17 protein-coding genes are annotated in these 18,182 nt (G+C 42.8%); 10 read left to right on the forward strand and 7 right to left on the reverse strand.

Features of this window, described 5'->3' with window-relative positions:
- The first annotated feature begins 3 nt into the window (after positions 1–3).
- Genes cimA through leuB form a run of 5 tightly spaced genes read left to right on the forward strand, consistent with a single transcriptional unit; the run spans position 4 to position 5,975 of the window.
- Positions 4–1,620: a citramalate synthase gene (cimA, locus tag AS005_RS05940; protein ID WP_101510771.1), complete on the forward strand. Its 1,617-nt coding sequence runs from the start codon at positions 4–6 to the stop codon at positions 1,618–1,620.
- Positions 1,607–3,148, forward strand: a complete 1,542-nt coding sequence (gene leuA, locus AS005_RS05945) for a 2-isopropylmalate synthase (protein ID WP_101510772.1) — start codon at positions 1,607–1,609, stop codon at positions 3,146–3,148. The genes cimA and leuA overlap by 14 nt, the downstream gene beginning before the upstream one ends.
- Complete coding sequence (leuC, locus tag AS005_RS05950) at positions 3,149–4,402, forward strand: 3-isopropylmalate dehydratase large subunit (protein WP_101510773.1); 1,254 nt, start codon at positions 3,149–3,151, stop codon at positions 4,400–4,402.
- A gap of 4 nt (positions 4,403–4,406) precedes the next feature.
- Complete coding sequence (gene leuD, locus AS005_RS05955) at positions 4,407–4,904, forward strand: 3-isopropylmalate dehydratase small subunit (protein WP_101510774.1); 498 nt, start codon at positions 4,407–4,409, stop codon at positions 4,902–4,904.
- A gap of 3 nt (positions 4,905–4,907) precedes the next feature.
- Positions 4,908–5,975, forward strand: a complete 1,068-nt coding sequence (gene leuB, locus AS005_RS05960; RefSeq protein ID WP_101510775.1) for a 3-isopropylmalate dehydrogenase — start codon at positions 4,908–4,910, stop codon at positions 5,973–5,975.
- Positions 5,976–5,995: 20 nt separating this feature from the next.
- Here the strand turns inward: leuB and carB are convergent, their stop codons facing one another.
- From carB to AS005_RS05975, 3 genes are all read right to left on the reverse strand, one after another.
- Positions 5,996–9,295 carry a carbamoyl-phosphate synthase large subunit gene (gene carB, locus AS005_RS05965; RefSeq protein ID WP_101510776.1) on the reverse strand — a complete coding sequence of 1,100 codons (3,300 nt, stop codon included), beginning with the start codon at positions 9,293–9,295 and terminating at the stop codon, positions 5,996–5,998.
- The gene (gene carA, locus AS005_RS05970; RefSeq protein ID WP_101510777.1) at positions 9,295–10,470 is read right to left on the reverse strand and encodes a glutamine-hydrolyzing carbamoyl-phosphate synthase small subunit; all 1,176 of its coding nucleotides are present in this window, start codon (positions 10,468–10,470) and stop codon (positions 9,295–9,297) included. The genes carB and carA overlap by 1 nt, the downstream gene beginning before the upstream one ends.
- Before the next feature lie 155 nt (positions 10,471–10,625).
- Positions 10,626–11,165: a hypothetical protein gene (locus AS005_RS05975; RefSeq protein ID WP_101510778.1), complete on the reverse strand. Its 540-nt coding sequence runs from the start codon at positions 11,163–11,165 to the stop codon at positions 10,626–10,628.
- Positions 11,166–11,273: 108 nt separating this feature from the next.
- Here AS005_RS05975 and AS005_RS05980 point away from each other — a divergent pair, with 108 nt between their 5' ends.
- Genes AS005_RS05980 through AS005_RS06000 form a run of 5 tightly spaced genes read left to right on the forward strand, consistent with a single transcriptional unit; the run spans position 11,274 to position 14,464 of the window.
- Positions 11,274–11,816 carry a hypothetical protein gene (locus AS005_RS05980; RefSeq protein WP_233186262.1) on the forward strand — a complete coding sequence of 181 codons (543 nt, stop codon included), beginning with the start codon at positions 11,274–11,276 and terminating at the stop codon, positions 11,814–11,816.
- Positions 11,813–13,183 (forward strand): MFS transporter, encoded by a 1,371-nt coding sequence (locus AS005_RS05985; protein ID WP_101510780.1) that lies wholly within the window; start codon positions 11,813–11,815, stop codon positions 13,181–13,183. The genes AS005_RS05980 and AS005_RS05985 overlap by 4 nt, the downstream gene beginning before the upstream one ends.
- A complete protein-coding gene (locus tag AS005_RS05990; protein ID WP_199203863.1) occupies positions 13,128–13,601 on the forward strand; it encodes a flavin reductase family protein in 474 nt (157 codons plus the stop codon). Before AS005_RS05985 ends, AS005_RS05990 begins: the two co-directional genes overlap by 56 nt.
- Positions 13,598–14,266 carry a DNA/RNA nuclease SfsA gene (sfsA, locus tag AS005_RS05995; protein WP_101510781.1) on the forward strand — a complete coding sequence of 223 codons (669 nt, stop codon included), beginning with the start codon at positions 13,598–13,600 and terminating at the stop codon, positions 14,264–14,266. The genes AS005_RS05990 and sfsA overlap by 4 nt, the downstream gene beginning before the upstream one ends.
- A 3-nt stretch (positions 14,267–14,269) precedes the next feature.
- Entirely contained in the window at positions 14,270–14,464 is a 195-nt protein-coding gene (locus AS005_RS06000; protein WP_101510782.1) for a hypothetical protein, read from the forward strand.
- Positions 14,465–14,481: 17 nt separating this feature from the next.
- Here AS005_RS06000 and AS005_RS06005 read toward each other — a convergent pair whose 3' ends face one another.
- The 4 genes from AS005_RS06005 to ftsY are packed head-to-tail and all read right to left on the reverse strand — an operon-like array spanning position 14,482 to position 18,080.
- Positions 14,482–14,889 (reverse strand): Rrf2 family transcriptional regulator, encoded by a 408-nt coding sequence (locus AS005_RS06005; protein WP_233186279.1) that lies wholly within the window; start codon positions 14,887–14,889, stop codon positions 14,482–14,484.
- Between the two features lie 10 nt (positions 14,890–14,899).
- Entirely contained in the window at positions 14,900–16,567 is a 1,668-nt protein-coding gene (locus AS005_RS06010; protein WP_101510784.1) for a 3D domain-containing protein, read from the reverse strand.
- Entirely contained in the window at positions 16,543–17,199 is a 657-nt protein-coding gene (locus tag AS005_RS06015) for a DUF2225 domain-containing protein (RefSeq protein ID WP_101510785.1), read from the reverse strand. The genes AS005_RS06010 and AS005_RS06015 overlap by 25 nt, the downstream gene beginning before the upstream one ends.
- Positions 17,196–18,080, reverse strand: a complete 885-nt coding sequence (gene ftsY / locus AS005_RS06020; protein ID WP_101510786.1) for a signal recognition particle-docking protein FtsY — start codon at positions 18,078–18,080, stop codon at positions 17,196–17,198. The genes AS005_RS06015 and ftsY overlap by 4 nt, the downstream gene beginning before the upstream one ends.
- Between the last annotated feature and the right edge of the window lie 102 nt (positions 18,081–18,182).

The raw sequence follows: 18,182 nt of genomic DNA on the forward strand, positions 1-18,182 counted from the left end.
CTTTTGAGTATAAAGATCTATGATACCACGTTGAGGGATGGGGCACAAGCTTTCGGAGTCTCTTTCTCTCTGGAAGATAAGATAAAGATAGCCGAGGCGCTTGATGATCTCGGGGTTCATTATTTAGAAGGCGGATGGCCAGGTTCGAATCCAAAAGATATAGCGTTTTTTGAGGTAGTTAAGAACATGAAGTTCAAAAATTTGAAAATTGCTGCTTTCAGTTCCACACGAAAAGCTAACATGAGAGTAGAGGAAGACAAGAACATACAAACCCTCATAAAAGCGGAGACACCGGTTTATACGATATTCGGAAAGAGTTGGGATTTACATGTTGAGAAAGCTCTCAGAACAACACCTGAAGAGAATCTAAAAATGATATACGACACGATTTCTTATTTGAAAAAATTTGCCGACGAGGTAATATACGACGCTGAGCACTTCTTCGACGGATACAAAGCTAACAAGGAATATGCACTCAAAACTCTGAAGGTGGCAGAAGAAGCAGGAGCGGACTGTTTAGTTCTTGCTGATACGAACGGTGGAACGCTTCCTCACGAAATTGAGAAGATCGTCGAGGAAGTAAAAAAACACGTGAAGACATCAATAGGAATACACGCACACAACGATTCGGATCTAGCAGTTGCCAACACACTTGCCGCAGTGAGAAAAGGAGTGGTTCATGTTCAGGGAACCATAAACGGTCTTGGAGAGAGATGTGGAAATGCAAACCTTTGTTCTGTGATACCAAATCTTGTTTTGAAAATGGGATTCGACGTCATCCCAAAAGAAAACCTTAAGAAACTCTTCGATGTCGCACACCTCGTTGCAGAACTTTCGGGTAGACCTCATATTGAGAACATGCCCTACGTAGGTGATTACGCTTTCGCACATAAAGGAGGTGTCCATGTTTCTGCCATAAAAAGAGATCCGAGGACCTACGAACACATCGATCCCACTCTTGTTGGAAATAGAAGAATTATTTCCATCTCTGAATTATCGGGCAAGAGTAACGTTCTGGAGAAGATAAAAGAAATGGGACTTGAGATAGACAGTTCTTCTCCGAAAGTTCGAGAAATTCTGGAGAAAATCAAAGAACTCGAAGCTCAAGGGTATCATTTCGAAGGAGCCGAAGCATCTTTTGAACTGTTGGTAAGGGATATGCTAGGGAAGAGAAAAAAATACTTTGAATTCCTTGGTTTTACGGTTATGACTATCAAAAACAAGGATGAGAAAAGTTTTTCTGAAGCAACCGTGAAGGTGAAAGTACCAAACGAAGTGGCTAAACGGTTAGGCCATGAAGAACCCTTTGAACACACGGCGGCAGAAGGAGAAGGACCGGTTGAAGCGTTGGATAGGGCTGTGAGAAAAGCATTGGAAAAATTCTATCCATCTTTGAAAAACACGAGGCTCGCTGACTACAAAGTGAGAATATTGAACGAACAAGCAGGTACCAGGGCAACAACGAGAGTTCTCATAGAATCCAGTGACGGTAAGAGAAGATGGGGAACTGTGGGTGTTTCTCCAAACATCATAGAGGCTTCTTGGATTGCCTTGTTGGAGTCTTTAGAGTACAAGCTTCATAAAGACGAAGAGGAGATGAGGGAAAATGAGGAGGATTAAGATATTCGATACCACTTTGAGGGATGGGGAGCAGTCTCCTGGGGCTTCTATGTCTGTAGAAGAAAAAGTGGAAGTGTCTCTCATGCTTGAGGATCTAGGAGTAGATCTCATTGAAGCAGGTTTTCCCGTTTCTTCACCGGTTCAGTTCGAGGCAGTTAAAAGAGTAGCATCAGCAGTGCAAAAACCTATCGTGGTTGGTCTTGCGAGGTGTGTGGAAAAGGACATAGAAGCTGCATATGAAGCCCTTAAAGATCGTCCCAAAGAAAAACGAATGATACACGTTTTCATAGCAACTTCTCCCATCCACCGAAAATACAAGTTAAGAATGGAGAAAGAAGAGATCCTTGAAAGAATAAAAAGGTACGTTGCTTACGCCAAACAGTTCTTCGATCTTGTTGAGTTCTCCGCAGAAGATGCTACTAGAACAGAGATTCCTTTCCTAATTGAAGCCTACAAAACGGCGATTGAATCTGGAGCGACAACCATTAACGTTCCCGATACTGTGGGATACGCTCTTCCAAGTGAATTTGGTGAACTCATAAAAACCTTGAAAGGGGGAGTCCCGGGAATAGAAAACGTGGATCTTTCAGTACACTGTCACAATGACCTTGGACTTGCTGTAGCCAATTCACTCGCAGCTGTTCAGAACGGAGCAGACCAAGTGGAAGTGACGTTGAACGGAATAGGTGAAAGAGCGGGGAATTGTGCTTTGGAAGAGTTCGTGATGATATTGAAAGTGAGGAAAGACAAACTCCCCTTTGAAACGGGCATAAGGACTGAACTTATTTATCCTGCTTCGAGGCTTCTCACTCACATAACAGGATTGATACCTTCGAGAAATAAGCCGATCGTGGGTGAAAACGTCTTTCTCCACGAATCAGGAATTCATCAAGATGGTGTACTGAAACACAGAGAAACCTATGAGATCATGAAACCGTCGGACATCGGACGATCATCAGAAACGCTTGTTCTTGGGAGGCATTCAGGGAAACATGCACTTAGAAAGAAACTCGAGACCTATGGTATAAAACTCGATGACGAAACTTTCCAAAAAGTCTTCGAAAAATTCACAGAACTTGCCGACAGAAAGAAAGAAGTTTACGACGACGATCTCTTTTCCATCGTTTCCGAAGTTTTAAAGGAACCTTTAAACGGTTACAAACTTGTTCATTTCCACGTTCACACGGGGAACAGCCTACTCCCTACGGCTGCTGTTGTGCTTCAGGTTGGCAACGAAAAGAAAGAGGCAGCTGAGGCAGGAAATGGACCTGTTGACGCCATCTTCAAGGCCATAGACAAGGCTTTGGGGATTCAGCCGAAACTCGAAGAGTACATAATACAAGCGGTTGGAACTGGTAAGAACGCCCAGGGGGAGGTAAAATTGACGATCAACATAAACGGAGAGTTGTACAGCGGAAGAGGAGTGTCAACCGACATTGTTGAAGCGTCCGCAATAGCTTACATAAACGCTATAAACAAGTATCTTATATCCAAAGGGCTTTTGAGGAAAAATGGAGGTGTTGAATGAATGACTCTCGCTGAAAAAATTCTCTCCAGAAAGGCTGGAAGAAGTGTGGAGCCTGGAGAGTTTCTCCTCTTGGAACCAGACGTTGCCCTTGCCAACGATATAACAGCTCCTCTTGCAATAAAGAAATTCAGGGAATATGGTGGCAAAAGAGTAAAATATCCAGAACGAACGGTGCTTGTCCCGGATCACTTCACTCCGAACAAAGATATAAAATCTGCTATGCAGGTGAAAGTGGTTAGGGAATTCGCTCGTGAGCAAGGTATAGAAATGTTCTTTGAAATAGGCAGAATGGGAATAGAACACGTTCTTCTTCCAGAGGAAGGAATAGTGAAATCCGGTGATTTTGTGGTGGGAGCAGACTCACACACGTGTACTTATGGCGCTTTGGGAGCTTTCGCAACGGGTGTTGGTTCTACGGACATAGCAGGTTTCTATCTCATAGGGAAGGTATGGATTCGTGTTCCAGAAAGCATAAAAGTATGGCTCAAGGGAAAGTTCAAGGAAATGGTAACAGCTAAAGATCTGGTTTTGAAGCTCATCTCCATTCTTGGAGTCGACGGAGCCAACTACAAAGCGATAGAATTCAGTGGTCCTGGAGTGAAAGAAATATCCATGGATGGAAGATTCACTATATCGAACATGGCCATTGAAGCGGGAGGAAAAACGGGTCTCTTTCCAGTGGACGAGATCACGATTTCTTACGAAAAAGAAAGAGGAATAGAGGTCGAGGAGATGTATCCGGATGAAGATGCCAAATATGTGAAAGAGCTGGAATTGGATCTTTCCGAACTGGAACCCCAAGTTGCCTATCCTTTCCTTCCTTCTAACGCGAAAGATGTTTCTGTAGCAGAGAGAGAGAAGATAAAGATAGATCAAGTGGTGATAGGAAGCTGTACCAACGGTAGAATAGAAGATTTAAGGCTTGCAGCTCAAATATTGGAAGGAAGAACTGTTGCTCCGAATGTTCGTTGTATTGTGATTCCAGGTTCTCAAAGAGTGTACAAACAGGCTTTGAGAGAAGGATTCATAGATGTATTCATCGATGCGGGTTGTGTGGTTTCAACTCCAACTTGTGGGCCTTGTCTTGGGGGGCACATGGGTGTACTTGCAGAAGGAGAAATAGCGGTCTCCACGACCAACAGGAATTTTGTGGGGAGGATGGGGCATCCGAACAGTAAGGTTTTTCTTGCCTCGCCCGCTGTTGCAGCGGCCAGTGCTGTAAAAGGATACATAGCGGATCCAAGAAAATTGTGAGGTGATGATAGTGAAGATAAAGGGAAAGGTTTTTGTTTTCGGAGACAATGTGAATACCGATGAAATCATTCCAGCGAGGTACTTGAACACCTCCGATCCACAGGAGCTCGCGAAATACTGCATGGAAGATGCAAGACCAGGTTTTGGAAGGAGGGATGACATAAAGGGAGGAATCATCGTTGCAGGTGAAAATTTCGGTTGTGGCTCATCCAGAGAACACGCACCCGTTGCGATAAAGGCCGCTGGGATTTCCTGTGTTGTTGCGAAATCTTTTGCAAGAATCTTTTTTAGAAACGCTATAAATATAGGTCTTCCCATAGTGGAATTGAAAGAAGGTGAATTTGAAGAAGGGGACATTGCGGAAGTAGATCTAGAAAATGGGATTGTGAAGAATCTCACCAAAGGAAAAGAGTACAAAGTGAGACCGTATCCAGAGTTTCTCATGAGGATTATGAACGCCGGTGGGTGGCTCGAGTACTGTTTGAAGGAATTGGGGGAATGATCGATGACGAAAATAGCGATTCTTCCAGGTGACGGTATAGGTCCAGAGGTTGTGAGAGAGGCTTTAAAAGTGTTGGAAATTGTGGAGAAAAAAATGGAAAAGAAGTTTGAAAAAGTCTTCGGTTATATTGGAGGGGACGCTATTGATAAATTTGGTGAGCCTCTCCCTGAGGAAACAAAAAAGATCTGCTTAGAGGCTGACGCCATCTTTCTTGGAAGTGTTGGAGGACCGAAATGGGACGATCTTCCTCCTCAAAAAAGGCCAGAAATAGGTGGACTTCTTGCACTGAGGAAAATGCTCAATCTCTACGCGAACATCAGACCGATAAGGGTTTACAAATCTCTCGTAACAATTTCACCGTTGAAAGAGGAGGTCATCAGAGACGGTGTTGATCTGGTTACTGTAAGAGAACTCTCTTACGGTGTTTACTATGGAGAACCGAGGGGAATCGACGAAGAGAAAGGATTCGACACTATGATCTACGATAGGAAAACCGTTGAACGAATTGCAAGAACAGCTTTTAAAATTGCAAGAAGTCGAAGGAAAAAAGTAACCTCTGTCGACAAGGCGAACGTTCTTTACAGCTCTATGTTATGGAGAAAGGTGGTAAGTGAAGTGGCTGTAGAATATCCAGATGTTGAGCTCTCTCATATGTATGTTGACAATGCAGCTATGCAGCTCGTTTTGAAACCGTCCCAGTTCGATGTGATTCTCACGACCAACATGTTCGGTGACATAATTTCGGATGAAAGCGCGGCTCTTCCAGGATCACTTGGTCTTTTACCGTCTGCATCTTTTGGAGACAAAAATCTTTATGAACCTGCAGGAGGATCGGCTCCTGACATAGCCGGTAAAAACGTTGCCAATCCTATTGCTCAAATTCTCTCGCTTGCGATGATGTTGGAATACTCGTTCGGTATGGCTGAAGTAGCAAGAAAAATAGAGAGAGCAGTGGAGATGGTGATAGACGAAGGGTACAGAACGAAAGATATAGCAGACGATCCAGAAAAAGCAGTTTCTACTTCTCGGATGGGAGATCTCATATGCAGAAAACTCGAAGAGATATGGTAAAAGAAGGGCCAATGGGCCCTTCACGTTTTCCATATGTCAGTGAGTCTCCTCACTTTTACAATGGAGCCTTTCTTCATTTTTCTGATTGCGGACACTGCTGCTCTGAGGGCTTCAATAGTGGTTAAGTACGGTATTTTCCTCTTCAAAGCTGTTGTTCTGATCATGTATCCCACAGTTCTTCTTCCTTCGAGTTTGAAAGGATCCCTTCCGTGTAATACTGCGACAAGCAACGGTTCATCGCTGGACTGTGTGTTCACGACCAATGATATCTTTCCCTGATCCAGGAGGTCTATGACATCGGGTCTCCCTTCGCCTACTTTTGGGACGATTTTGACATTAACACTGTGTGATTGTAATGCTTTTGCCGTTCCTTTTGTTGCGTATATTTCAAATCCCATGTCTGCAAGATGTGTGAGTAATGGGATTGCTTCTCGTTTATCTTTATCTGCGATCGTTGCAAGTATGGCTCCATGTGTTGGTAGTGGATTTCCAGCGGCAATCTGAGCCTTGGCAAAGGCTTCAGCAAAGTCTTCTCCTATTCCCATAACCTCACCCGTGGAACGCATTTCTGGACCAAGCAGAATATCGGTTCCAGGGAATTTATGGAACGGAATCACAACTTCTTTTACTGAAAACATCTTTGGCCATGGAGTTGGAAGAATTTCAACTTCTTCCAATCTTTCGAAAACCCTTCCGGGTCTTGTGGGGTACGGAATGTGTTCCAGGAGAACCTCGAGCAGAGATTTTCCTATCATGACCTTGGCTGCTATTTTCGCGACAGGAATACCGATAGCTTTACTCACAAAAGGTACGGTTCTTGAAGCCCTTGGATTCGCTTCTATGATATAGATGTCTTCATCCTTCACCGCCATCTGTATGTTCGCTACTCCCACTATCTTCAGAGCTTTCACGAGCTTACAAACGGTTCGTTCTATTTCATCCACAAGATTTTCAGATAAGCTCACCGGTGGGAGAACACATGCTGAATCTCCGGAGTGAACTCCCGCTTCTTCTATCTGCTCCATTAAGCCTGCTATCCAAACGTGTCTGCCGTCTGACACCACATCCACATCGATTTCTATCGCATCTTCAAGGAATTTGTCTATTAGGATTGGATACCCTGGAGACACCACAGCTGCTTCTCTGACGTATCTTTCCAATTCTTGAGGAGTATCAACGATTGCCATCGCCCTGCCACCAAGAACATAACTCGGCCTCACTAACACTGGGTATCCAAGACGTTCAGCCGTTTCGAGAGCCTCTTCCACGGATGTTGCGGTTCCGAAAGGAGGACATCTCAGACCGATTTTTTTGAGAAGTCTTGCAAATTTTTCCCTATCTTCGGCTATCTCTATTGATTCAAAACTCGTTCCAATGATGTTAACGCCGTCTTCCACAAGGTGTTTAGCGATCCTTAATGGTGTTTGCCCACCAAAAGCCACCACTACACCTTTTGGTTTTTCGTTTCGTACGATTTCGAGCACGTCTTCAGCTGTGAGTGGTTCGAAATACAACCTATCGGAAGTGTCGTAGTCAGTCGAGACAGTTTCGGGATTGGAGTTGACCATAATGGTTTCGTAACCTTCTTCTTGGAAGGCCCAAACACCGTGTACGTTTGTGTAATCGAATTCTATTCCTTGTCCTATCCTATTGGGTCCAGATCCCAAGATCATGATCTTTTCTCGATCCGTTGGGATCGCTTCATTTTCTACACCGTTATACGTGGAGTAGTAATAAGGAGTTTCTGCTTCGAATTCTGCGGCGCAGGTATCTACCATCTTGTAAACAGGGAAGATCTTATTCTTTTCTCTCATCTTTCTTACTTCTTTTTCCGAAGTTTCCCATATTTCTGCGATTTCTCTATCGGAATAGCCCCATTCCTTAGCTTTCCTGAGAATGTCAACATCGTACCTTCTCTGTTTCAATTCTTCTTCCAGATCTATACAGGCTTTCATTTCTCTTAGGAACCATCTATCAATTTTCGTGAGTTCGTGGATATCATCCACATCCATTCCGTTTCTAAAAGCAGCGAAGATGTAAGATATTCTTTCGGGAGTGGGATTGGCGAGGTGTTCTCTTATGTGTTCTAAATCTAGTTCCGGTGCGGTATCAAGTTCAAGCGATCTCAAGGCTTTTCCTAAAGCTTCTTTGAAAGTTCTACCTATCGCCATTACTTCCCCCACAGATTTCATCTGGGTGTTGAGCCTCGGATCGGCATTTGGGAACTTTTCAAGTTGAAACCTTGGCATTTTCACCACGACGTAGTCTATAGAAGGTTCAAACGCGGCCATGGTCTTTCCTGTGATGTAGTTTGGTATTTCATCGAGAGTGAAGCCAACGGCAAGAAGAGCCGCGATCTTTGCAATTGGATATCCTGTTGCTTTCGAAGCTAAGGCAGACGATCTAGAAACCCTAGGATTCATTTCTATTACGACCATCCTACCGGTTTTCGGATCAACAGCAAATTGTATGTTGGATCCACCTGTTTCTATTCCGATAGCGTCTATGACTTTATATGCTGCATCTCTCATTCTTTGGTATTCAGCGTCCGTGAGCGTTTGGGATGGAGCAACTGTGATGGAATCTCCGGTGTGGATTCCCATGGGGTCTAGATTTTCTATTGAACAAACTACGATGAAATTTCCTGCACTATCTCTCACAACCTCTAACTCATACTCTTTCCATCCGAGGACGGATTCTTCTATCAAAACAGTGTTGACGGGGCTTTCGATGAGCCCTTTTGTTACTATGTCCTGAAGTTCTTCCTCGTTGAAAGCAATCCCTCCACCTGTACCTCCCAAAGTGAAACTTGGCCTTATTATAACAGGATAACCAAATTCTCTTGCCGTTTCAATGGCATCTCCGAGACTGTTCACGAGTCTACTTCTCAATACCTCGAGGCCCGCCTTCTCCATCGTCTTTTTGAACAATTCTCTGTCTTCTGCCTTTTTTATTGACTCGAGTTTTGCACCTATCAACTGAACACCGTATTTGTCCAGAATACCTTTTTCAGCGAGCTCTACCGCAAGATTCAAGGCAGTTTGTCCCCCGAGGGTGGGAAGTAAGGCATCAGGTCTTTCTTTCTTTATAATCTCTTCGAGAAATTCCACAGTCAGTGGTTCTATGTAAACTGCGTCAGAAAATTCTGGATCTGTCATTATGGTTGCAGAATTGGAATTGACGATCACCACCTCGTATCCCGCACTTTTCAAAGCTTTGAGAGCCTGCGTTCCAGAGTAATCGAATTCGGCAGCCTGTCCGATTGTGATCGGCCCGGATCCTATGACGAGGATCCTCTTTATATCCTCTCTTCTAGGCATTACTTTACCTCCTTTATGAGGCGTTTGAACTCTTCAAAGAAATATTTCGCATCGTGTGGCCCCGGGGAAGCTTCGGGGTGGTATTGAACAGAAAAGGCTGGATAATCAACCAGCCTCATTCCTTCCAGCGTTCCATCGTTCAAAGAAATATGGGTAACTTCAATCTTTATTCCTTGAGGACTCTTTCCTTCGAGAACGGATATTTTTTGAAGATTCTTGGTGAGCACATTCGCATCTTGATCTTCGCTTCCCAATTCTGGTAGACCAAAACTTTTGGGATCCACTGCGAATCCATGATTGTGAGTTGTGATCAAAACTCGTCCAGTTCTCAAATCTTTAACAGGATGATTTATGCCCCTGTGACCGAATTTCATTTTGTACGTTCGCCCGCCAACGGCAAGACCGAGAAGCTGGTGCCCAAGACAGATTCCTGCGAGAGGGATTTCCTCTTTCAAGAGCTCTTTTATGAGATTCACTGTCTTATGAAGTGCGGCTGGATCGCCCGGACCGTTTGATATCAAAATTCCATCTGGATTGAGTTTCTTGATATCCTCTATCTCAACACCGTACGGAACTCTTACGACACGTGCTCCCACTCTTTTTAAATCCCTAAGAATGCCCCACTTCACACCTGAATCTAAAACCACTACAGAGAAATCTCCATCTTTGTTCTCCTTCACGATATTTTTCGGTGTTACGAGACCTGCGAGATCTCTTCCAACTATGCTTGGGCTTTCTTTTACTCGTTTTACCAGAGATTCCGGGTTCAAATCATAAGTGGATATCGCTCCTTTCATCGCACCTTTCACACGAATTTTCCTTGTAAGTGCTCTTGTGTCTACTCCTTCGATTGCAACAATATTGTTCTCTTTCAAATATTCGGGGAAAGATTTGGTAGCTCTCCAATTGGAAGGAACATTCACGCTTCTGTAGACAACGAATCCAGCAACTTTTATCCCATCCGATTCTACATCTTCTTCGTTTACTCCGTAGATACCGATCTCTGGATAGGTCATGACAACGATTTGGCCTGTGTAGGAGGGATCTGTGAGGACTTCCTGGTAACCGGTCATACCCGTGTTGAAAACCAACTCGCCGAACGTTTCACCTTCTGCACCCAAACTTCGGCCAAAAAAAAACGATCCATCTTCCAAGGCGAGAAGAGCCTTTGACATGTTGCACCTCCTTCCCTTTCCCAAAGATTATAACTTCTCAGGGGTTTCAACTTCCTTTTCTTTACTTTGAGTTAAAAGAGATTCACAGGACTTTAATTTGGAATAAACATGTATTATTATGGAATTCGGATGCATAAAATAACTGATCGGGCGTTTTAGCCATTTTCTTTGTTGATGATTTTTTTAACCCTATTTCTCCAGAGGATGTATAAGATCATAGTCATTACAAAAAGGAGAACACCGAGTACCTTTGAATATTTTAAAAACACCTTCCCAACGGTCAGGGAAGAAAAAAGGAAAGCACTTTCGTAAAGGAGATCTCCGGCCCATATCACAAGAAGTGTTTCAATTCCCCTTCCTGTGTAACCTGCCAGGAAAGGTGTGAATTTCCCTATCCACGGAATGAATTTGCACAGAAGTACCAGAATATTTTCCGATGAGATGTAAACACCTGAAAATTCTTTTAGAATCCTTTGAATGAACTTCCGTTTGATTTTTGAAAGTATCGGTTTCAGTTCTTTTCCTAAAAGAAAGGTGAGTAAATCCCATCCCAAGAGTCCTAAATAAATAGATAGAAATGCAGGGAAAGTATCCATTTTCCCCGCGATTATCAAGGCGGACGCTGCTAAAATAGGAAGAGGAGTACCTGAGTTGTCGAAAAGCAATGTTGCCAGAAAGAGTAACAAGTATTTCAAATTTTCAACTCCCTCTATGCAATATAATACATCTGCATGCTTTCTATGGGGGTGATAAAAATTACCTATAGAAATGCGGTAGAGCCCGTTGAAGGTGTTTTAAACAGGATGCTTGTGTTCTTTTTGGGAGTTCCAGCCATACTTTCTCTAATCAGATTTAAGATCATCGAAGCAGTGGGTTATTTCATCTTTTGGTTGGGAGGATTTTCTCCTCATATCTACGAAAAAGTCACCCAACAAGAGATTCCAGAGAAAACGAAGTTGATGCTCTCTTCATCGATCTTTCTCCATTCCATTTTGGGCCAGTTTCTGAATTTCTATGAGAGAATCGCCTTTTGGGACAAGTATCTTCATTTTTACGGTTCCTTTGTGATCACTTATTTCTTCTATCAAATATTAACGAGAAGATCCAAATACTGGCGTCAAGTCAACCCTTCAGTGTTTATGGCGTTTCTTCTTGGAGCATTTTCCGGTTTGCTTTGGGAAATAGCAGAGTTCATCACTGACAAAGTGGTACCAGGATATCATACCCAAAAAGGACTCGACGATACGATGTTGGACCTTGTATTCGATCTTCTCGGTTGTTATGTGATGGCGAAGGTTCTTTATAAGAAAAAAACAGGACATCTATTTTGGCATCCTAGCCGATGAAGAAGATCTATCTTTTCTTCACGTTGGAAGGTATTTTCTCTCTATTCTACATGCTTCTCACTCAAGGGCCGATCTTTACAGGCCTTGCGATGTCTTTTAATTTGAACGAATTCCTTTTGAGTGTTGCCGCTGCGATTCCTCCCATGATGCAGTTTTTCCAGTTATTCTCTTCTTTCTTCGTTCGAAGGTTTAAAAGTAGAAGAATGCTTGTCAATGTGTTCAATGGGCTCAGTCGTTATTCTTTTTCTGCGCTCGTTATCTTCATGTTGCTTGGAAAGAGAGAACCGAGAATTTTTCTAACCGCCTTGACGGTATCACAGATATTTGCCGCTCTCTCTGGTAGTACCTGGGCTTCGTGGATGAGAGATCTCATCCCACCTGAGGAAAGGGGAAAAGCCTTCGGAACAAGGAATGTGTTCCTTTCGATTGGGAATGCTTTTATAATCTACTTGTACTCACTCATTGTAGAAAAAACGAAAAACGGATTCGAGCTTGTACTTTTGATAGCAGCTGTGGGTACCACTTTATCCATAATCTCCATGAGAGAATTACCGGACGTTCCTATGAAGAGCGCTGAAAATGGAATTCCATTACGTTTGGCGTTGAAAGATACGAATTTCATGAGGTACGTGTTCTTCACTTTCTATTGGAACATGGCAGTCACATTTTCCTCTGCTTTCTACCATTATCATCTTTTGAAAAATCTTGGAATAAGCTACACGTACATTTCCTACATTTTGATCGTGAACAATTTCATCGCTGTGTTAGGATACATGGTATGGAGCAAAGTTTCAGACAAGATCGGTCATAAAACTATCGCAGAGTTTGGTATAGTTCTTGCATCTTTTGTTTCTATAATGTGGTTCTTCATGAACAGGGCTACGTACACTTATCTCATGTTGATGGACGCTCTTTTCTCTGCTGTGGCTTGGTCTGCTATAAATCTCTCACTCACGGTTTTACCGATGGAAGTTGCCTCTACATCGGATCCCATCTTTTTTGGAGTGAACTCATCTTTTGCGAGTTTGGGAAGTCTTGTAGGCTCTTTGTTAGGAGGAATACTCGCCCACAATCTTTCGGAAATTTATATAAAGGTACATAATTTTGAAATATTTGGTCTTCAATTTCTCTTTCTTGGTGCAGGTTTCTTAAGATTCTCTGCTATCTTTTTCCTAGAAAAAGTCAAGGTCAAGCGTTACATCAAGCTCCGGGAATTTTTGTTCAACACAGTGTTTGTTATTTTGAGGCGTCCTGTCTATAGAGTTTTCGATAAGGAATACGTAGTTTATCTCTTGAGGAGGTATGGTGAGCATGTTCGAAAAATTGTTAGAAGATCTAAAGGAAGGAAGAGTGATTCTGGCAAGTAGATCGGGTGATAGGGTTAATGGAATGACCATAGGATGGGGATTCTTCGGTATCATGTGGAACGAAGAATACTTCATTTCTGCTGTAAGACCTCAAAGATTCACTTGGCGTCTCGTAAAAGAGACCAAAAGATTCACGTTGAATTTTTTAGACAATCGGTATCAAGAAGCACTTGACTATTTCGGGAGCGTGAGTGGATATCATGAAGACAAATTCAAAAAAGGCCTGCTTCACTTGGATGAAATCGATGGGTTCACCGCTCCCATTAGAGAAGCTCACACCGTCATAGAGTGTTCTGTAACATTTGCAAACAACGTGGAACCGTTCGTTCTCCCACAAGAACTTATCGACAAGTTTTATGGAGATCATGGTTTCCATACTTTGTTCTTTGGGAAGGTAGAAAGGATCCATCGAAAGTGAGATTGAAGATCCCGTTCGATTCAGTCGGAACGTTTCTCAAAAGGGAGAGTAGATTCACAGGAGTGGTTCTCGTCGATGATGTAGAAACTCGCGTTCACATTCACAACACGGGACGCCTTCCTATACTCTCGGAAGGGAAGAGAGTTTTTTTGAAACGCAAAAAAGCACAGACTCGCCGAACAGGTTGGGATCTTCTTGCTGTTGAACATGAAGGAGAGTTGGTGTTTGTGCACTCTGGATATCATAGTATCACTGCTGAAGGTATTATCGAGGAACTTTTTCCGAACTTTGAAATAACAAGGGAAAAAAAGTTGGGAAATAGTAGGTTGGATTTTCTCGTTGATGAAAGAATCTGTATAGAAGTGAAGGGATGTACTTTCAGAAATGAGAACGTAGCAATGTTTCCAGATGCTCCTACACGAAGGGGAACGAAACACGTTCGGGAACTCATGCGCTGCGTAGAGAAAGGATTTAAAGCAATTCTTTTAATATTGGTTTTCTTGGAAAGCGATTGTTTCTCACCAAATGAAGAAATGGATCCTGATTTTGCAGAAACTTTTTGGATGGCCCGGAAAAAGGGTGTCAATGTTTTAATATTCAGGTTAAAATACGATGGAGAGTACTTGTATTCGATAGGGCAATTACCGATCTGTGGGGAGGTGTAAGTGATGGAGAATCCTACTATCGAGCAGCTTGTGAGAAGGTACGTGGAGATCAAAGATTTAATGAAAGAACTCAGAGCTGAAAAAAAAGAAATAGAGGAAGTCTTGAGAGAATACGCTAAAAGAACAGGAATCAAAGAGTTCGAGGTGGAGGGAAAGAAGGTTTTCTTCGAAGAGAAACTAAGTTTAAAGGTGAAATAAGCCCGCTGTTGCGGGCTTCAAATTTGTTTCAGTTTTTCTTTCTGTTCCTTCAGCAGATCTTCGAGAGTTACGCTGGTGAGCACCTTTTCAATTTCTTTTTCGACCCTCTTCCATAGGGATCTTATCACGCAGTCTAACTCATCTGGACAGCCCGGCATTTCTGAAAAAACTTTCGACTTTTTATCTAGCAAGAAAATCACATCGGACACTTTCACTTCCCTTGGAGGGCGTGCGAGCATGTACCCACCACTCTTACCTCTCTTCGTTTTCACAATCCCAGCTTTTCTCAAGATGTAGAGAATTTTTTCTGCAAATTCTCTGGGAACAGATTGCTTTGCTCTTTCTAATATCTCTGTCATTGAGAGGTACTTTCCGTACTCTCTTGACATGACGATCAGGAGTCTCAATGCATACTCACTTCTCATTGTGAACACGTCAATCCCTCCAAACGAATACCTTAGATACGATCTTTCTGTTGTGAAGAGCTTCTCTTATACTATCCAAGTACACATCAATTTTTCTTCCTTTTATCACACCTCCTATATCCTCTACAACGAAAACACCACCGCTGGGTGAATCTCTGAGAGCTGGGATGTAGACAATGGTTCCAAGAGGAAATATCGTTGTGTCGGCAGCGACCGTTCGCCACTCTTCTGGAATCTTACCAGATTTCGTGAGTCTGAACGCCGGATGTTCTGGAAGTTTCCCGTCCTCCCATTCAGTGTAGAAACTGATCTCGAATTCGCCCATGTTTGAGAAAAACAGAAGCATAGGATCTTTCGGTTCTCCTTCCACGTAAAGTTCGAAGGTGACAGATTTACCACCGTACCCTATAACGTCCCCTGATTTCACCCAGTCTCCAATGTTCACCGATATTACAGAAAGATTCTTGTAAACGGTCTCTACATCGTTTCCGTGGTATATAACAACCGTTCCTTCTTTAACACTTGTCACTCTTCCAGGGAGAGCTGCTTTTACTGTCTGACCAGCGCTTTCAACAACGATCCCAGAAGAGAACGAACCGTCGGTTTTCAAGCCAAATCCTGATAGTATCAACTTCGGATCGGGTTTTTCTCCAACTGGAAAGACTGTGGAAAGATTCGTTACAGGAACTTTTATGATACGACCCGCTATAAGTTTTCTAGGATCCTCTATTCCGTTGAGTTTCATGATTTTTTCTACACCTTCCGGGCCAAGATTAAAGGCCTCGCTGATCTTTGCAAGTGTGTCACCTCGTTCCACTCTTATGAACACATATCCCTCTTCTATTCCAAGTATTCTTGCTATTTCGTAGCTTCTGACGAGTCTTCTGAACTCATCGAGGTATCTTTTCAGCTGCTGAACATAGGTTTCTGGGTTTACATTCACCATTTGAGGATACGTTTCTTCTTGCTTCATGTTCTGTACCAACTGTTCCAGGTTTCTCTGACCACTCTCAAGTGAAGAGAGTCTTTTTTCGATTTCATCTATTCTGTTTTCTAACTCATCAGTCGCGGTGAAAGTGACCGTCGATCTGGTTTCCTTTTGTGAAAGGACTCGTAAGGCTACTTTTGAAAGAAGCTTCTCTGAACTCTCAACTCTTTCCTCGAGTTGATCTATTCGTGAGGAGTTTCTTTCTAAAGATGACACCCGTTCTTCCAGTTCGAGAAGGATATGTTTCAAATCTTCGGAAACCTCTGGAGAATTTCCAAGCGAAGTGATGTTTACTTTCCTTTCAAGTTCTAAGATTTTCGATTTCATGTCTTCGATATCGGAAAAAATGGTGGATACCTTCTCTATCGCAGGTATTTTCATGGAGATGGTATAGTACTCATTCTGTAATTCGTTCACTTTGAGATAGAATTCTTCTTGGAGTTTCGCGATATCCTCTTTCAAGTAGTCGACTTCTTCCTTCAAAGATTCGTACTCTCTCTGGACATCCTTTTGTGTTTCTGTTTCTTTTTCCAAATCTCCGATTTTTTTCTCCAAGAGGTCGATCTGTGTGTTCAATTGCCTGATCTGCTCCTCAATTCTGTTGATTTTTTCCTCTAGCTGTTTTGGAACACATGCGGCAAGGAGCGCGAGAATTAAAGTAAGAATCAAGATTTTCTCAATTCTAACCATCGTTCCCGCCCCACTTTCGCATACATCGAAGCTCCATCGTACTTTCTTATCAGAATTTCATACCATTTAGCAGCTTCTTTTCTCTTTCCAAGGAGCTGATTCAAAACTCCGAGATAAAAAAGAATCATTGGTTCGTCTGATTCTTCATAGTTATCGTATTTGTAGTGATTTTCGAATTCTCTCAACGCCCTCTCAAGATATCTTTTTTCATCTTCTGATCTTCCCATTTCCCTGAAAAGCCATGCGATTTTCAAATAAGAAATAGCCGCTTTTTTCCTTTGGTTCAGAAGAGAATAGATCGTTCCGCTCAAGACATATCTCTTGATCGCTTCGATGTGTGTGCCTTCTTCTCCTAACTCAACTTTCTTCCTGGCGTTTTCAAGAAACTCGTTCAGTCTTTTCTCTGTCTCTTCACCTTTTATTTTGATCGATTCAAAGTCTTTGTCGAAGGCAGAGAAATAACACTTCGGACATGTGACTACCTCGTACAAATATGGGTTCACACCCTCAAAATTCGGTTTCAAATCGATATCTCTCGATTTGATTTTTATGGCATCGAAAAAAACCATTTTTTTCTTGAACTTGTTTCCACAAAAAGGACACGAAAATTCTTTTTCCCAAAGTTCTCTCATTTGGAAAGGAGCACCTCCACGAACGCATGGGGATCGAATGGTTTCAGATCGTCTACTTTTTCTCCAACTCCCACGAACTTTATAGGAATTCCTAACTCCTTTACTATCGCGAGAGTTATACCACCTTTTGCAGTACCATCGAGTTTTGTAAGGATGATTCCTGTTACATCTACTGCTTCTTTAAATGTCCTAGCTTGTATTAATCCGTTTTGACCGGTGGTTGCATCTATAACGAGAAGAGTTTCATGAGGAGCCTCAGGTACTTTCTTCTTTATCACCCGGTGTATCTTTCTCAACTCTTCCATCAGATTCTTTTTTGTGTGAAGTCTGCCAGCGGTATCCACTATCACCACATCCTTTCCCCTTGCAACAGCATGCGATACCGCGTCGAAAGCAACTGCTGCGGGATCGGAACCCTCCGAGTGAGCTATCACTGTAGCACCCACGCGTTCACCCCAGATCTTGAGTTGTTCTATGGCTGCGGCCCTGAAAGTGTCCGATGCGGCAAGAACAACCTCTTTTCCCTGGTCGATGAACATCTTAGCGAGTTTACCACAGGATGTTGTTTTCCCCGTTCCATTCACACCAACAACGGTTATCACGAACGGCGGTTCAATTGGTTCTTTTAGAGAGGGGTCGAAGTCTAGAATCTCAAGAAGTGTTTCTTTCAAAGCTTCCAGTGCTTCACCATCCTTTTCTTCAAGCCTTTTCAAGATATACTCCGTCGTTTCAACACCAACGTCTGCCTGAATGAGCAGTTCTTCCAGTTCCTCTCGGGTTTCATCGTCGAGTTTTTTTCCTTTGAGGAGATCTATAACTCTCCCGAAAAAGGTGTCTTTCGTTTTTTGAAGACCTTTTTTCAAGAAATCGAAGAGTCCCATCTTTTTCTACCTCCCATTTTTTCACTAGTATAAAGCATACCACACGTTTTGAACCCCTGGGTTAATCAGTGTGTCTAAGAAACCGGATACCTCACAGAAGGA

Origin of the sequence: Thermotoga sp. KOL6, from assembly GCF_002866025.1 — a bacterium.
Lineage (GTDB): Bacteria > Thermotogota > Thermotogae > Thermotogales > Thermotogaceae > Thermotoga.

Coding starts and splice junctions, on each gene's coding strand:
- leuA (WP_101510772.1), top strand. CDS start 1,607: ATGAGGAGGATTAAGATATTCGATACCACTTTGAGGGATGGGGAGCAG.
- AS005_RS05980 (WP_233186262.1), top strand. CDS start 11,274: ATGCTTGTGTTCTTTTTGGGAGTTCCAGCCATACTTTCTCTAATCAGA.
- carA (WP_101510777.1), bottom strand. CDS start 10,470: ATGTCAAAGGCTCTTCTCGCCTTGGAAGATGGATCGTTTTTTTTTGGC.
- leuC (WP_101510773.1), top strand. CDS start 3,149: ATGACTCTCGCTGAAAAAATTCTCTCCAGAAAGGCTGGAAGAAGTGTG.
- leuD (WP_101510774.1), top strand. CDS start 4,407: ATGATAGTGAAGATAAAGGGAAAGGTTTTTGTTTTCGGAGACAATGTG.
- leuB (WP_101510775.1), top strand. CDS start 4,908: ATGACGAAAATAGCGATTCTTCCAGGTGACGGTATAGGTCCAGAGGTT.
- AS005_RS06005 (WP_233186279.1), bottom strand. CDS start 14,889: ATGAGAAGTGAGTATGCATTGAGACTCCTGATCGTCATGTCAAGAGAG.
- AS005_RS05990 (WP_199203863.1), top strand. CDS start 13,128: ATGTTCGAAAAATTGTTAGAAGATCTAAAGGAAGGAAGAGTGATTCTG.
- AS005_RS05985 (WP_101510780.1), top strand. CDS start 11,813: ATGAAGAAGATCTATCTTTTCTTCACGTTGGAAGGTATTTTCTCTCTA.
- AS005_RS06010 (WP_101510784.1), bottom strand. CDS start 16,567: ATGGTTAGAATTGAGAAAATCTTGATTCTTACTTTAATTCTCGCGCTC.
- ftsY (WP_101510786.1), bottom strand. CDS start 18,080: ATGGGACTCTTCGATTTCTTGAAAAAAGGTCTTCAAAAAACGAAAGAC.
- carB (WP_101510776.1), bottom strand. CDS start 9,295: ATGCCTAGAAGAGAGGATATAAAGAGGATCCTCGTCATAGGATCCGGG.
- AS005_RS06015 (WP_101510785.1), bottom strand. CDS start 17,199: ATGAGAGAACTTTGGGAAAAAGAATTTTCGTGTCCTTTTTGTGGAAAC.
- AS005_RS06000 (WP_101510782.1), top strand. CDS start 14,270: ATGGAGAATCCTACTATCGAGCAGCTTGTGAGAAGGTACGTGGAGATC.